Consider the following 14805-nt stretch of genomic DNA (forward strand, 5'->3'; position numbering starts at 1 on the left):
ATGAGACGACGACACTTCGCGGCCGCGCTGCTCGTGGCCCTGTTCGCGGTGCAGGCCTGCGGCGGGGGCGACGACGCGGAGCAGCCGGCCAGCGATTTTGAGCGGCAGCTGGCGTTCAGCAAGTGCATGCGGGACAACGGCGTCGACATGCCGGACCCGAAGGAGGGCCCCGACGGGTCGATCATCCTCGGGGCGGCCGGCGCCGAGCAGAGCGGCGAGAAATGGGAGGCGGCGTGGGAGAAGTGCCGCACCAAGCTGCCCAACGGCGGCACCCACAGCCTGAGCCCGCAGGAACGGGAGAAGCAGTTGACGTTCGCCAAGTGCATGCGCGAGAACGGGATCCCCGACTATCCGGACCCGGGCGCGGACGGGCTGCCGGCCGGGAAGCTGCCGATCCCGGAGCCATCGGATCCCGGGTACGACGCGGCGATGGCGAAGTTCCAGCAGGCGGGCGAGAAGTGCGGGCTGCCCGCGGGCATGATGCCGGCGCAGCCGGCGGGGAAGTGATGGGGACGCGTCGCCGGCTGCTGGTCGCCGGCGTCGGGGTCACCGGTGCGCTCGCGGCCGGCGGTGCGGCGTTCGGGCTCGGCGGCCGCGGCCGCAAGCCGGTGCCGCGGCAGGCGGCCAGGTCGACGGCGACGGTGCGGCGGATGACGCTCGCGGACTCGCGCACGTTCCCCGCCGAGGTCACCTACGAGGAGCAGGCACCGCTGTCGGTGCGGGTCAGCGGCACGGTCACCGCGCTGCCGGCGCCGGGCACCGTCCTGAATCCCGGGGATGTGCTGTGCCGGGTCGACGACCGGCCGGTGGTGCTGTTCGCCGGCGCGGTGCCCGCGTATCGGCCGCTGCGTAGCGGGGACAAGGGGCCGGACGTGCGGCAGTTGGAGGAGGGGCTGCGGGCGTTGGGCTTCGCCGGGTTCACGCCCGATGACCGGTTCAACGGTGCGACCGCCGACGCGGTGAGCCTGTGGCAGAAGCGGCTGGGCGTGACCCGTACCGGAACGGTGGATTTGGGGCTTGTGACGTTCCGCGAGAAGAGTCTGCGGGTCGGGGAGCACAAGGCGCGGGTCGGTGACGCGGCCGGTGTCCTCTACGACGCGACCGGGACCGAACGGCAGGTCGTGCTCACCGTCGAACGTAAGTATCAGGCCCTCGTCGCGGTCGGGAAGGCCGCCGGGGTGGTCGTCGCGGGACGGACCGTCGCCGGGACGGTCGCCCGGGTGAAGACGGGCGAAAAGGTCACCGCGGTCGTGACCGTGGCCGAGCAGGAGGCGCTCGCGACCGACGCACCGGTCGACGTCCGCCTCGTGACCCGCGAACGTAAGGACGTCCTGGCCGTGCCGATCGTGGCGCTGCTCGCCCTCGACCGGGACCGCTACGGCGTCGAGGTCGTCGACGGCGGCGCGGCCCGGGTCGTGCCGGTCGACGTGGGCCTCTTCGCGCAGGGGCAGGTCGAGGTGAGCGGCGACGGGATCGCCGAGGGCGTCACCGTCAGCGTCCCCGCGGAGCGCGCCGCATGAGGTCTTTCATCAGGCCGGACGCCGGGGCGGTGTCATGAGCGCCGTCGACATGCGTAACGTCTCGCGCGTCTATCCGGGCGGCGTGACCGCGCTGGCCGACGCCACCCTGACCGTCGAGGACGGCGAACTCGTCGCTGTCGTCGGCCCGTCCGGGTCGGGAAAGTCGACGCTGCTGCATTTGGCCGGCACTCTCGACCGGCCGACGTCCGGGACCGTTCACGTCGCCGGGCAGGACGTCGGGCGGCTCTCCGACCGGGCCCTGTCGCAGTTGCGGGCGCGGTCGATCGGGTTCGTGTTCCAGCAGTTCCACCTCGGGGTCGGGGTGACGGCATTGGACGCGGTCGCCGACGGCCTCCTGTACGCGGGCGTGCCCCGCCGCCGGCGGCGGGACGCGGCGGCCGAGGCGCTCGAGCGGGTCGGCCTCGCGCATCGGCTCACCCACCGTCCCCATCAGCTTTCCGGTGGGGAACGTCAACGCGTCGCCGTAGCCCGCGCCATCGTCGGGTCGCCCCGGCTGTTGCTGGCCGACGAGCCGACCGGCAACCTCGACTCGTCCTCCGGTGCCGACGTCGTGGAACTGCTCACGGGTCTGCATCGCGCCGGGACGGCAGTCGTCGTCATCACCCACGACCGTGACCTGGCCCGATCGTTCCCCCGCGTCGTGTCGGTGCGCGACGGCCGCGTCTCGACCACACGACCCGACGGATCCTTCGCAGCGGAGAGCGCCCTGTCCGACGGCGAGCCCCCATCGGGCGGCTGGGTGCCGGCCTCGCCGGACAGCCGGCCGGCACCGGACGGCAACATCCCGGCCTCGGGGCACGGCCGGGCGGCGCCGGGCGGCCACGTCCTCGCTGCGCCGGAGGGCCGGGTGCCGCCCGACGGCCACCCGCCGTCGGGCGGCCGGAGCGCGGCGGAGGCGGCCCGGTGAGGCCGGCGGACATGTTCCGCGTCGGCGCCGTCGGGCTGCGTACCCGGCCGCTGCGGGTCTTCCTGTCGGCGCTCGGCATCGCCATCGGCATCGCGGCGATGGTGGCCGTCGTCGGCATCTCCGCCTCCGGCCGTGCCGCCCTCGACCGGGAACTCGCCGCCATCGGCACGAATATCCTCACCGCCGGTGAGGGCAAGAACTTCGGCGGCGAACGGGTTGCGTTGCCGCGCGATGCGCCCGACATGGCCGGCCGGATCAGCGGCGTCGAGGCGGCCTCGGCGATCGGCCGGGTCGAGGCGAACGTGTACCGCACCGATCGGATCCCCGCCGGCGAGACGAACGCCCTGTCCGTCCTGGCGGCCCGCACCGATCTGCTGGGCACGCTCGGTGGCAGCGTCGCCACCGGTGTGTGGCTGACCGACGCGACGGCACGCGGTCAGGCGGTCGTTCTCGGCGCGCGGACGGCCCGGCTCCTCGGCGTGCACACCGCCGGGCCGGACACGCGGGTGTTCCTCGGCGGGCAGTGGTTCACCGTCGCGGGCATCCTCGCCCCGCAGCCGCTCGCCCCCGAACTGGACACCGCCGCACTCGTCGGCTGGCCGGTCGCGGAGGAGACGCTGGGCTTCGACGGCCACGGCACGACGGTGTACGTGCGCACCGACCCGGAACGGCTGTCCCAGGTGCGCGCACTCCTCGCGCGGACGGTCAACCCGGCCGGACCGAACGAGGTGACCGTCGCCCGCCCGTCCGACGCGCTGGCGGCGCGCAAGGCGGCCGACCGCACGCTGACCGCGCTGCTGCTGGGCCTCGGCGGGGTGGCGCTGCTCGTCGGCGGTGTCGGCGTCGCCAACACGATGATCATCTCGGTGTTGGAACGGCGTGCCGAGATCGGCCTGCGGCGCGCGCTCGGCGCCACGAAGGGCCAGGTGCGGGGGCAGTTCTTCACCGAGTCGCTGCTGCTGTCGGCGCTCGGCGGCGCCGGTGGGGTGCTGCTCGGCGTGGCCGTCACCGGTGTCTACGCGGCCGGGCAGGGGTGGCCGCTGGCCGTGCCGTGGTGGGCGCAGGTCGGGGCGGTCGGCGCGACGGTGGTGATCGGCGGGACGGCCGGGCTGTATCCGGCGGTGCGGGCGGCCCGGCTGCCACCGACGGAGGCGCTGTCGGCGTGACCCGCGGAGCACCGATCACCACGGGGTGACCGGTGTGCGGGCGCAGCGCTTGCCGGCGGCGGTGCGGATCGCCCGCACCGCCGCCGCGTTTGCGAGGCCGTCGCTGCTTCCCGGTGCGTGGGTCGACCGCGGCCGTTCGCCGCTGACGCGGGCGGATGAGCGCCATGAGCTACACCGGCCGGACCGTCCCGTCGCCGAGGAGAGCAGCGGGGAGGCGTCGAACAGCAGCGGCCGGACCCGCCCCTGCGGGTCGGCGAGCATCGCGACGGTGGTGGAGGTGCCGAAGTCGACGGCGAGTCGGTACCCGTGGTTCACGCGCACACCGTAGTGACGCATAGCAATCATGCAACTACTTCATGTAATCGCTCTTCTCGTTGAGCGTTCCGGTCGGACGGGCGGCCGACTTCTTCGGCACCTCCGCTCCGACGACCCGGATCCAGTCGCCGTTGACGTCCTGGACGTTCGACCTGGTCACCGTGGCGGACGCCGGACCCACCCGGACGGTGTCGACCCGCACCGCGGTCGCGTCCAGGTTGCCGTCGGAGGCGATGGCGATCGGGGGAGACCCCGGCTGCCGAGGTTGATCGGGCTGTCCGCCGAGTCGGGCTTGACATCGAGGGCAGGACGGGCACGGCGGACCGCGTGCCTCTCCGATCACGATAACGGTGATTATCATGTATGGCAGATTTCTGAGTTTTGTAAGTCTCGATACTTGATTCGTTTCGCAAAACCGATAAGTTGTACGGGTGCTGACCGAGGACGCCACCACGCGCCGGTGCGGATACACCCGCTGCGGCCGCCCGCTGCCCTACACCGGCCAGGGACGCCCCGCCGAGTACTGCGCCGACCGCCGGTGGCCGCCGGACAACAAGACCTGCAAGCAGCTCGCCGCCGCCGAACGGGCCGGGGAACGCGCCGCCGGCCTGGACGCCCCGCTGGACGGCTTCCGCGCGGCCGGAGACCGGTTCGTGCCGGCGGCGCAGGAGTTGGCGACCCGCCTGGCCGAGATGCTGACCGCGGTCGGCGAGGTGCGCGACGGGGCGCTGGCCCGCACCGCCGAGGCCGAACGCGCCACCACCGCCGCCACCGAACGGGCCCAGGCGGCCGAGGCCGAGACCGCCCGGGCGAAACGCGCGCAGGCCACCGCCGAAGCCGCCCGCGACACCGCCCTGCAGACGGCCCGCGACGCGGAGGCCGTCGCACGGGCCGCCCGCGAGGAGGCGGAGACGCAGGTCGCGCAGGCCTGGCGGCGCGTGGCCGACGCCGACCACGCCCGCGGTCGGGCCGAAACGGTCGCCGAGGCCGCCCGCCGGGAGGCGGAGCAGACGGTCAAGGCGGCCGAACGGGCCCGCGCCGTCGCCGAGGACGCCGCCGCGGCCGCCCGACGCGACGCCCAGGAGGCGGCCGTCGCCGCGCGCCGCGACGCGGAGCAGGCCGTGAAGGCCGCCGAGGCCGAGGCGAAGGCCGCCCGGCGGGAGGTCCGCGAGGCAGCCGAGGCGACCCGCGCCGCGGCCGAACGCGCCACCACCGCCGAATCCGCGCTGGTCCGCCTGCGGGCACAGGCCGACGGCGACCGCCAGCGCGCCGAGGAACTGGCGCGCAAGCTCGCCGAGGCGGAGAAGAACCTGCAGAAGATGGCCGCCGAACTGAACACCGAGCGGGCCGCGGCGAAGGAGGCCCGGGACCGGCTCGCCGGCGCGGTGCGCGACGCCGCCTGGCTGGAACGTCAGGGCGCCACCGACCGTGCCGCCCTCGACGCGGCGCGGGTCAGCGTCGAGGCCGCCGAACGGCGCGCCGAAACGGCCGAGGGTCGCCTCGACCGGATGATCGCCGTCCTGGAACGCCGGCGCCCACCGACTCCGCCGGGCGCCGCCTGAGGATGTGAGCGCGCATACACGTGTGACCGCACCGAAAGGCTAACGGGAACGCGACCACGGTCGAAAGGTGGACACTTCCCCCGCTACGGCCGCCCCGGAGGCCTCCTTGAAGAACCTCACCATCGGCCGCCGGCTGGGTCTCGGCTTCGGCGCGGTCGTGTTGAGCATGGTCGCGCTCGTGAGCCTCGGTGTCGTTCAGGTCGACAGCATCGACGCCCGGATGACGACGATCAACGATCAGAACGCGGTGAAGCAGCGCTACGCGATCAACTTCCGGGGGAGTGTGCACGACCGGGCCATCGCGCTGCGGGACGTCGTTCTGGCGCAGGACGAGGCGTCGATGCGGGCCGAAGTCGCCACGATCAAGAAGCTCGCCGACAAGTACGTCGACTCCGACCGGCGGATGAACGCCATCTTCGCCGACCGGGCCAAGGTCGACGACAAGGAGATCGCCGCCCTCGCCGACATCAACAAGGTGCAGGCCAGGACGTTGCCGCTGATCGAACAGGTGATCGCGCTGCGCGGGGCCGGCGACGCGCACGCGTTGACCGTGCTGATGGACCAGGCGAAGCCGGCGTTCATCGAGTGGCTGCGCGTGATCAACGTCTTCATCGACCTGGAGGAGTCGATGAACCACGCCGAGACCGCCGCCGCGCGCAGCACCGCCGGCAACTTCATCCTTCTGATGGGCGGCCTGTGCGTGGCGGCCATCGTGATCGCCGTCGTGGTCGCGTGGCGTTCGACCAGGGGCATCACCCGACCGCTCGCCGAGGCCGCCGACGTGCTCGCCTCGGTCGCGGCGGGGGACCTGACCCGGCGCCTCGCCGTGACGACCGGCGACGAGGTCGGGCGCATGGGCCGCTCGGTGAACACCGCCCTGGCGGCGATCAGCGAGGTCATGCAGCGCTTCTCCGACAGCGCCGCCAGCCTCGCCGCGGCCAGCACGCAGATCGGTGGCCTGTCGTCGCGCATCGCCGACAGTGCCACGGAGTCCTCGGAACAGGCGCACGTCGTGGCCGGAGCCGCCGACGAGGTGTCGCGCAACGTGGAGACCGTCTCGGCCGGCGCGCAGCAGATGGGCGCCTCGATCCGGCAGATCGCGCACAACGCCAACGAGGCCGCCACCGTCGCCGGGCACGCCGTCGAGGCGGTGCGGACCACCACCGACACCGTCACCCGGCTCGGCGAGTCCAGCCGCATGATCGGCGACGTCGTCAAGGTGATCACGAGCATCGCCCATCAGACGAACCTGCTCGCGCTCAACGCCACCATCGAGGCCGCCCGGGCCGGTGATGCCGGGCGCGGGTTCGCCGTCGTCGCGAACGAGGTGAAGGACCTGTCGCAGGAGACGGCCCGCGCGACCGAGGACATCTCCCGGCGGGTCGAGGCCATCCAGGCCGACACCGCCGGCGCGGTCGCCGCCATCGAGGGCGTGTCGCAGGTGATCGCGCAGATCAACGACTACCAGACGACGATCGCCACGGCCGTGGAGGAGCAGACCGCCACGACGAGCGAGATGCACCGCAACGTCGCCGAGGCGGCCGCCGGTTCGGGGCAGATCGCCGCCAACATCGGCAGCGTCGCCGAGGCGGCACGCACCACGACCGAGTCGGTGGGGGAGTCGCAGCGGGCCACCCAGGAGTTGAGCCACATCTCCGGGCAGTTGCAGCAGCTGGTGGCGGCGTTCCGGTTCTAGACGAACGGGCCTTCCGTCAGAGGGCCGCCCGGCACAGTTCCCGCAGCCGCTCGTCCTCGCTGACCTGACCGCTCGACCCCGGGACGGCGGACGCGTCGAACCTCCGGTTCATCGCGATCTCGGCCCTGAACAGCGGCTCCAGCGCTGCCGCCAGCGGACCGGCGGCAGCTTCGGCGATCCTCGGCCGGGTACGCGGGTTGCCGTGCCAGGCGGCGGCCAGCACCGGCGCGGTCCGTTCCGTGTCGCCGGTGAGCCGCCACAGGGCGAGCGCGGCACGCGTCGGGGTCCACCAGTGCCGCCCCGGCGGGGCGTCCACATAGGTAGCCACCAGTGCCGCGGCCCCGGCCGCGGCGGTGCCCATCGCGGCGATCTCGTCGAACGCCTCGCCGGCGGCCGGGCCGTCGAGATGTGTCGTCAACAGCGCCAGTGCCTCCGACGACCGGTCGATGCGCCGCAGCGCACCCGCCGCCGCCACGGCCAGTCGCGGGTCGTTGCCCGTCGCGGCCCGGCGCAGGGCAGGCATCGCCGCCGACGCGGCGGGGCCGATCCGGCCGAGCGTGGTCGCGGACCAGTCCCGTAAGGGCGATGCGAGCAGGCTCGGGACGGCCGCGGCGGCGGCCGTCCCGAAGGTCCGCAGCGCGACCTGGAAGGCGTACCACTCCGTAGGCAGCCGCTTCCCGGCCGCCGGCACCGGGAAGTGGGGCAGGATCGCGGCGGTGACGCGCTCGCCGTACCGGGGGTAGCCGGCGAGCTTGTACCCTGTCGCCTTCGGGCGTTGCGGCAGGTCGAGGGCGGTCAGTAGCAGAGGCAGGGCGCGTTCGTCGCCGAGGCCCGCCAGGATCTCGATGTACGGGTGCAGCCCCGGCGGATCGTGCGAGTACCGGACGATCCACTCCGGCAGGCCGTCACGCCACGGGCGGGCGTCGATGTCTGCCAGCCGGCGGGCGACGGTGTCCACGGCGGGCGCGGCCACCGGTCCCCAGCCGGTCAGCATGTTCGCGGCCCGTCCGGCGAGGTGCGGTGACCGGTCGAGGAGTCCGGCGACCCGCCGCACCGTCTCCCGGTAGTCGCCACGCCAGGTATTGACCAGCTTGTTCGCGGCGTACAGCGCGTCGCCGGCGAGGTCGTCGTGGGTGGCGGCGAGGAGCGGGTTGACGATCGCGATTCGTTCGGCCACGCGCGGGCCCATCGGGTCGGTGAGGGCCTCGACCATGCGTGTGCAATGCGGTGCGCGGCGTCCCTCGTCGCGTTCCTCGCGCATCACGCGTAGCGACCCGATGAGGGTGTCGGTCCGAAAGTCTGCCGGCTCGACGGCGGGGCCGTCCTCGGCGTAGGCGCGATCGATGAGTTCCGGCACGCCGTCGAGCGGTATCCGGCTCGGGTCGTTGCGGGCCACCGCGATCAGTGCGGCCAGCGCCGTGGAAGCCTGCGCGGACCGGGCCCGACCGAGCAGGTCACCGATCGCGTCGTCGCCGAGCGGCAGGCCGCCCAGGGCGTCGAGCAGGCCCGTCCGGACCTCCGCGTCGGCCTCGGTGTCCAGCAGGCCGAGGAACAGGTGAGGCAGGTCAGGAACCGTCGCGGCCACGGTGACGAGAAGCTTCGGCACGGCACCCCGTACCGAAGCTGCCGGGTCGTCGACAAGGCGCAGCAGTGCCGGTGCCGCGGCCGCCACGAGTGCACGGGCCCGGGTGGCGTGGCGGCGCATCTCCGCCCCGTCGGCGTCCCGCGCGGTGTCCTCCGGCCACCCGCCGAGGTCGGTGATGCTGGTGAGCAGTGCGGCGATGCCTTCCCGGCCGGGCAGATGCGGCGCCGTCAGGGCCTCGATCAGGTACGGCACCGCGGCGACCGTCGAGTCGTAGACGTCGCCCTGATGGTGAACGGCGCCGTACATGGCGTCGAGGGACTCCTCGCGAACCGCCGGGTCGGGATCGACCAGGCCGCGAACCCACGCCGGCACCGCCTCCGCCGAACCGTAGGCATGCCGCAGCGCGCGCCAGTCGACGTCGTCAAGCCCGATGAACACGGCAGAACACTAGTCCGCGAACCCCGCCGTCCCGCCGGCCACGCGCTATACGGCGGCTCGGGCGGCGCGGTGCCGGCCGGCGAACACGATCGCGACGATGTACAGGACGAGGGCGACCGTCGACACGTAGGCGAAGCCGTCCATCAGGGCGATGTCGCCGGTGAAGTCGTCCGGCGGCGCCTCCCGCCGCGGCGCCTCGATCGGCAGCAGCGCCAGCGGCACGCCCAGCAGCGCCGCCCCGCCGAACGCGACGACCAGCCCGACCGGCCACCACACCAGCGACAGCAGGAACGTGCGTGCCGTGCCGCCGGCCACCAGCCCGATGACGCCCGCCGTGACCGCCGTCGAGGCCGACAGGGCCAGCATGAACAGCGGGTTGTTGAGGTGCAGCAGTTCGAGGAGCTCGTAGAGGTCGTTGGCGAGGATCGTGTACCTGCCCATGACCAGCCGGTACGTCAGGCCCACGACGGCGGCGCACGATGCGGCCGCAGCCGCCGCCCAGGCCAGTTTCGCCGTCGCCCACCGGCGCGCCGGCACCGACTGGGTCAGCACGAACGCGGCCGTGTCCTCGTCGCGTTCGCGGGCGAACAGCGGCACGCCGAGCAGCAGCCCCAGCAGGAACGGCGTCGTGGCGGCGAGCAGTTCGGCGCCGAGGATCGCGTCCATCGCCCCGCCGGTGGGCCAGCAGTCGTTCGGGTTGACGCACTCGGGCAGGCCGCGCGCGTCGAGCTGGTGCTGCACCGTCGACGCCGCGGCGAACAGGTAGGCCGTGGCGCCGGCCGTCACGAGCAGCGCCACGAGCAGGTAGGGGCGCATCAGGCGCAGGATCAGGCGGTTCACGCGGAATCCTCACGGAGGTAGGCGAGCACGAGTTCCTCCAGCGACGGCCGTTGCCAGGTCAGCGCGGCCGGCGGTGGCGGGCCGGTGCGCACGAGCGCGGTGAAGCCGCCGCTGCCGGGGCGCACCTCCACCACGTCGGCACCGGCCAGCGCGGCCCGGTCGGTGTCGTCGCCGACGGCCAGGCGGTGACCGTCGACGGCCTCGTCGATCCCGCCGGCCAGCAGGACCCGGCCGCCGCCGAGCAGGACCACGTGGTCGCACATGCCGTCGACCTCGGCCACCACGTGGGTGGCCAGCAGGACCGTGGTGCCCTCGGCGGCGACCTCCGCCATCAGCGTCCCGGCCAGCTCGGTGCGGGCCACCGGATCCAGCGGCGCGAACGGCTCGTCCAGGAGCAGCACGTCGGGCCGTTTCGCCAGGGCCATGATGACCGCGAGGCGCATCCGCTGCCCCGGGGCGAGGCGGCCGACCCGGGCCGACCGGCGCAGGCCCGCCGCGTCGACCAGGCGCTTCGCGTGGGCCGCACTCCAGCGCGGGTTGAGCCGGGCGCCGGCGCGCAGCGTCTCCGCGACGCTCAGCGTGCGGTACAGCGGCGCGTGCTGCCCGACGTAACCGACCCGCGGGCGCACCTCGTCGCCGGACGGCCGGCCGAGAATCTCCAGCGTGCCGCGGTGCGGCAGCAGGCCGGCCATCGCCCGCAGCAGCGTCGTCTTGCCCGCGCCGTTGCGCCCGAGCAGCGCCGTCACCGCCCCGAACGGCAGCGCGAACGACACGTCGTGCAGGACCCGCCGCCCGTGCCGTTCGACCGAGAAGGAATGGGTGAGCACGGCGGGACGGGGAACGTCATCCGACACGGTGACGCACCTCCTCGGCCAGGAACGCCTGAAGGTCGCCCGCGTCGAGCCCGGCGGCGAGGGCGCGGTCGACCCACGCGGACAGCTCGCGGCGCAGGTCGGCCACGTCCGCGACGGGTGGCAGCCGCTCCCGCACGAACGTCCCCGAACCCTGCCGCGGCTCGACCAGCCCGGCGGTCTCCAGCTCCCGGTAGGCGCGGAACACCGTGTTGGGGTTGATGCCGGTGTGCTCGGCCACCTCGCGGGCGGTCGGCAGCCGGTCGCCGGGGGCCAGCCGTCCGGTCCGCACCGCCTGCCTGACCTGCTGCACGAGCTGCACGTACACGGCGGTGCCGGTACGGCGGTCGATCCGGAAGATCACATGACCACCAATCCACTAGTCAACTAGTGAACTGAAGGTACAGCAGGGGTGCCAACGATGCCGTCCCGGACCCGGCGCGGCAGAATCACCGGGTGCACCGCTCACCGAGCCTGAGGAGGGTCCTCCCATGCGACTGCTGCTGATCGGCGCCCCCGGCAGCGGGAAGGGCACCCAGGCCAAGCGCATCGCCGCGCACTACCACCTCACCCACATTTCCAGCGGCGACCTGCTCCGCAAGGAGATCGCCGCCGGCAGCGACATCGGCCGCACCGCCGGCCGCTACGTCGAGGCCGGCGACCTGGTGCCCGACAACGTCGTCATGGACATGCTGCGCGGCCCCGTCGAGGAGGCCGGCCGCGGCAACGGCTACATCCTCGACGGCTTCCCCCGCACCGTCGCCCAGGCGCAGGCCGCGTACCTGGTGGCGCGTTCGCTCGACGTCGCCGTGCAGATCGCCCTGTACCTGGAGGTGCCGCGCGAGGAACTGCTGCGCCGCATGCACGCCCGGGCCGGCGCCCAGGGGCGCGCCGACGACACCGACGAGGTGATGCTGCACCGCCTCGACGTGTTCGACGAGCTGACCGCGCCGCTGCTGGAGTACTACGCGCGCCGCGAGACGCTGCTGTGCGTTCCCGGCGACCGGCCCGTTCAGGAGGTCACCGACACGGTGATCAAGGAGATCGACCGGGTGCGCGCGATCTAACCCCGCTGCAACCGCGGAAAGTTTGCCGCGGCGGCACGATTCGCCGACCACAAGACCGTGACGACGACCGGTCTGCGGGAACGCAAGAAGGCGGCCGTGCGCGCCGCGCTCAGCCGCGCCGCATGGACCCTCATGCTCGAGCGCGGCCTCGACGCCGCCACGCCCGAGGCGATCGCCGACGCGGCCGAGCTGTCGCCGCGCACGTTCCGCAACTACTTCCACGGGCGCGAAGAGGCCATCCTCGACGAGCTGGCCCGCCGGCACCTGCACGTCGTGGAACTCCTGCGCGCCCGGCCGGCCGCCGAACCGGTCTGGGACGCGTGCGCCGCCGTGCTGCCGGCCGCCGTCGCCGACCTCGTCGGGGACCGCAGCCAGCTCGCCACCCTCATGAACGTCGTGCGCGACAGCCCCGCCATGCGCGCCCAACTGCTGCTCGTGCGCGCCGCGCTGGACGCCGGCATGACGGCCGTCGTCGCCGAGCGCACCGGCACCGACCCGGAACGCGACCTCGCCCCGCGCCTGCTCGCCGGTGCCATCGGCGCCGTCGTCGGGACGGCCGTCGAGTTCTGGGCGCAGGGGCGCACCTCCACCTGCCTGCAAGACCTGGTCCGGGACGGGCTGGCGCAGCTGCGCGCCGGCTTCCCCTCATCCCCCTCGGAGCGTTAGAGATGGCCACGTTGCTGTACCGGCTGGGCCGGTTCGCGTTCCACCGGCGCTGGCCGGTGACGATCGCCTGGCTCGCCGTCCTGGTGGCCGTCGGCGCCGGTGCGGCGTTCCTGTCGAAGCCGACGTCGGGGGCGTTCAGCATCCCGGGCACGCCGGCGCAGGAGGCCATCGACCTGCTCAAGGAGCGCTTCCCGCAGGTGTCCGCCGGCGGCGCCACCGCCCGGGTGGTGTTCGCGGCCCCGGACGGGCGGCTCACCGACCCGGCCCGCGCCGCCGCCGTCGCGCAGGCCGTCGCCGACCTGAAGGCCGCCCCGCAGGTGGCCGCCGTGACCGACCCGGCCCGCGCCACCAACCAGGCCGGCACCGTCGGGTACGCGCAGGTCACCTACACCGTTCAGGCGAACGCCCTCACCGACGCCGCGCGGGACGCGTTGGACGCGGCCGTCGCCAAGGCGCGCAGCGGCGGCCTGACCGTGGAGGTCGGCGGCGACGCCGTCCGGCAGCAGCCGCACACCGGCGCCGGTGAGGCGATCGGGATCGTCGTCGCGGCGATCGTGCTCGTGGTGACGTTCGGGTCGCTGCTGGCGGCCGGGCTGCCACTGGCCACCGCCCTGCTCGGCATCGGCATCGGCGTGGGCGCGATCACCGCCGCGACCCGCTTCTTCGACCTCTCCTCGACGACGCCGACCCTGGCGACCATGCTCGGGCTGGCCGTCGCCATCGACTACGCGCTGTTCATCGTCTCCCGCTACCGCCACGAACTGGCGAACGGCCTCGCACCCCGGGAGGCCGCCGGGCGGGCCGTCGGCACCGCCGGTTCGGCCGTCGTCTTCGCCGGGCTCACCGTCGTCATCGCCCTCGCCGGGCTGGCCGTCGTCGGGATCCCGTTCCTGACGCAGATGGGCCTCGCCGCCGCCGGGACGGTGGCCGTCGCCGTCGTCATCGCGTTGACGCTGCTGCCGGCGCTGCTCGGCTTCGCGGGCCGGCGCATCACGCCGGTCGAGGTCAAGGAGCGGCGGACCCGGGGCCACCGCTGGGTGCGTTTCATCGTGCGCCGGCCGGTGGCCGTTCTCGTGGCGGCGCTCATCGGGCTCGGAGTCGTCGCCGTCCCCGCGCTCGACCTGCGCCTCGGCATGCCCAGCGACGGCACCGCCGCCCCGGACACCACCCAGCGCCGGGCGTACGACCTGCTGGCCGGCGGCTTCGGGCCCGGGTTCAACGCGCCGCTGACCGTGGTCGTCGACACCGACGTCGCCACCCAGGTCGCCGACGCGATCCGGGGCCTGCCGCACGTCGCCGCCGTCACCCCGCCGGTGGCGAACCAGGCCGGCGACACGGCGGTGCTGAGCGTCATTCCGGCCGGCGGCCCGAACGACGACGCCACCGAGAAACTGGTGCGCGCCATCCGCGCACTCGACGGCGGGACCGTGGGCGTCACCGGCGCCACGGCCGTCAACCTCGACATGTCCGAACGGCTCTCCGACGCGCTCCTGCCGTATCTGGCGCTCGTCGTCGGGCTGGCGTTCGTGCTGCTGACGCTGGTGTTCCGGTCGCTGCTGGTGCCGCTGACGGCGACCCTCGGCTTCCTGCTCAGCGTCGCGGCGACGTTCGGGGCCGTGGTGGCCGTCTTCCAGTGGGGCTGGCTCGCCGACCTGGTGGGCGTGGCGCAGACCGGGCCGGTGATCAGCTTCCTGCCGATCTTCCTGATCGGGATCGTGTTCGGGCTCGCGATGGACTACCAGGTGTTCCTGGTGACCCGGATGCGGGAGGAGTACGTGCACGGGGCCGGGCCGCGCGAGGCGGTCGTCGCCGGGTTCGGGCACGGGGCGCGGGTCGTCACCGCCGCCGCGCTCATCATGATCAGCGTCTTCGCCGGGTTCGTGCTGTCGCCGGAGTCGATCATCAAGACGATCGGGTTCGGGCTCGGGGTGGCGGTGCTGTTCGACGCGGTGGTGGTGCGGATGATCCTGGTGCCGGCCGTGATGACGCTGCTCGGGAACGCCGCGTGGTGGCTGCCGGCCTGGCTCGACCGGATCCTGCCCGACGTGGACGTCGAGGGGGAGAAGCTGCTGCGCCACCTGGCGACGACGCCGCCCGCGCAGCGCGCGCCGCAGGCCGAACCGGCCATGGCGACGGTTGACATGTGACTGAGTCATACATACGTTGAGGGC

The 14805-nt window shown here is 73.7% G+C and carries 14 protein-coding genes and 1 pseudogene; 9 read left to right on the top strand and 6 right to left on the bottom strand.

Going from position 1 to position 14805, the window contains the following annotated elements; all coding sequences use genetic code 11:
• The 4 genes and pseudogenes from Val02_RS12285 to Val02_RS12300 all read left to right on the top strand — a co-directional run bounded on the left by Val02_RS12285 (position 1) and on the right by Val02_RS12300 (position 3614).
• Positions 1 to 507 carry a hypothetical protein gene (locus Val02_RS12285; protein ID WP_203899098.1) on the top strand — a complete coding sequence of 169 codons (507 nt, stop codon included), beginning with the start codon at positions 1 to 3 and terminating at the stop codon, positions 505 to 507.
• A complete protein-coding gene (locus Val02_RS12290) occupies positions 507 to 1520 on the top strand; it encodes a peptidoglycan-binding protein (RefSeq protein ID WP_203899099.1) in 1014 nt (337 codons plus the stop codon). Before Val02_RS12285 ends, Val02_RS12290 begins: the two co-directional genes overlap by 1 nt.
• 34 nt (positions 1521 to 1554) lie before the next feature.
• A pseudogene (locus tag Val02_RS12295) lies at positions 1555 to 2205 on the top strand (ABC transporter ATP-binding protein); the annotation flags it as partial.
• 254 nt (positions 2206 to 2459) lie between these two features.
• Positions 2460 to 3614: an ABC transporter permease gene (locus Val02_RS12300; protein WP_203899188.1), complete on the top strand. Its 1155-nt coding sequence runs from the start codon at positions 2460 to 2462 to the stop codon at positions 3612 to 3614.
• A 15-nt stretch (positions 3615 to 3629) separates the two neighbouring features.
• Here Val02_RS12300 and Val02_RS12305 read toward each other — a convergent pair whose 3' ends face one another.
• A complete protein-coding gene (locus Val02_RS12305; RefSeq protein ID WP_203899101.1) occupies positions 3630 to 3929 on the bottom strand; it encodes a hypothetical protein in 300 nt (99 codons plus the stop codon).
• A gap of 34 nt (positions 3930 to 3963) precedes the next feature.
• Complete coding sequence (locus Val02_RS12310) at positions 3964 to 4131, bottom strand: hypothetical protein (RefSeq protein ID WP_203899102.1); 168 nt, start codon at positions 4129 to 4131, stop codon at positions 3964 to 3966.
• 229 nt (positions 4132 to 4360) lie between these two features.
• On the opposite strand from Val02_RS12310, the gene Val02_RS12315 reads away from it, so the two are divergent.
• Positions 4361 to 5491 carry a coiled-coil domain-containing protein gene (locus Val02_RS12315; RefSeq protein ID WP_203899103.1) on the top strand — a complete coding sequence of 377 codons (1131 nt, stop codon included), beginning with the start codon at positions 4361 to 4363 and terminating at the stop codon, positions 5489 to 5491.
• Between the two features lie 67 nt (positions 5492 to 5558).
• Positions 5559 to 7187, top strand: coding sequence for a methyl-accepting chemotaxis protein (locus tag Val02_RS12320; protein ID WP_203899104.1), 1629 nt, complete (start codon positions 5559 to 5561; stop codon positions 7185 to 7187).
• 16 nt (positions 7188 to 7203) lie between these two features.
• Here Val02_RS12320 and Val02_RS12325 read toward each other — a convergent pair whose 3' ends face one another.
• The 4 genes from Val02_RS12325 to Val02_RS12340 are packed head-to-tail and all read right to left on the bottom strand — an operon-like array spanning position 7204 to position 11265.
• The gene (locus Val02_RS12325) at positions 7204 to 9210 is read right to left on the bottom strand and encodes a hypothetical protein (RefSeq protein ID WP_203899105.1); all 2007 of its coding nucleotides are present in this window, start codon (positions 9208 to 9210) and stop codon (positions 7204 to 7206) included.
• Between the two features lie 45 nt (positions 9211 to 9255).
• The gene (locus Val02_RS12330; RefSeq protein ID WP_203899106.1) at positions 9256 to 10050 is read right to left on the bottom strand and encodes an ABC-2 membrane transporter-related protein; all 795 of its coding nucleotides are present in this window, start codon (positions 10048 to 10050) and stop codon (positions 9256 to 9258) included.
• Entirely contained in the window at positions 10047 to 10904 is an 858-nt protein-coding gene (locus Val02_RS12335; RefSeq protein ID WP_203899107.1) for an ABC transporter ATP-binding protein, read from the bottom strand. The genes Val02_RS12330 and Val02_RS12335 overlap by 4 nt, the downstream gene beginning before the upstream one ends.
• Positions 10894 to 11265, bottom strand: coding sequence for a GntR family transcriptional regulator (locus tag Val02_RS12340; protein WP_203899108.1), 372 nt, complete (start codon positions 11263 to 11265; stop codon positions 10894 to 10896). Before Val02_RS12340 ends, Val02_RS12335 begins: the two co-directional genes overlap by 11 nt.
• A gap of 127 nt (positions 11266 to 11392) precedes the next feature.
• On the opposite strand from Val02_RS12340, the gene Val02_RS12345 reads away from it, so the two are divergent.
• From Val02_RS12345 to Val02_RS12355, 3 genes are read left to right on the top strand one after another with little or no spacing between them, the layout of a single operon-like run.
• Complete coding sequence (locus Val02_RS12345) at positions 11393 to 11968, top strand: adenylate kinase (RefSeq protein ID WP_203899109.1); 576 nt, start codon at positions 11393 to 11395, stop codon at positions 11966 to 11968.
• A 57-nt stretch (positions 11969 to 12025) separates the two neighbouring features.
• Positions 12026 to 12634: a TetR/AcrR family transcriptional regulator gene (locus tag Val02_RS12350; protein WP_239152765.1), complete on the top strand. Its 609-nt coding sequence runs from the start codon at positions 12026 to 12028 to the stop codon at positions 12632 to 12634.
• Positions 12635 to 12636: 2 nt separating this feature from the next.
• Positions 12637 to 14781 carry an MMPL family transporter gene (locus Val02_RS12355; protein WP_203899110.1) on the top strand — a complete coding sequence of 715 codons (2145 nt, stop codon included), beginning with the start codon at positions 12637 to 12639 and terminating at the stop codon, positions 14779 to 14781.
• Positions 14782 to 14805 lie beyond the last annotated feature (24 nt).

It is taken from the genome of Virgisporangium aliadipatigenens (assembly GCF_016863615.1).
Lineage (GTDB): Bacteria > Actinomycetota > Actinomycetes > Mycobacteriales > Micromonosporaceae > Virgisporangium > Virgisporangium aliadipatigenens.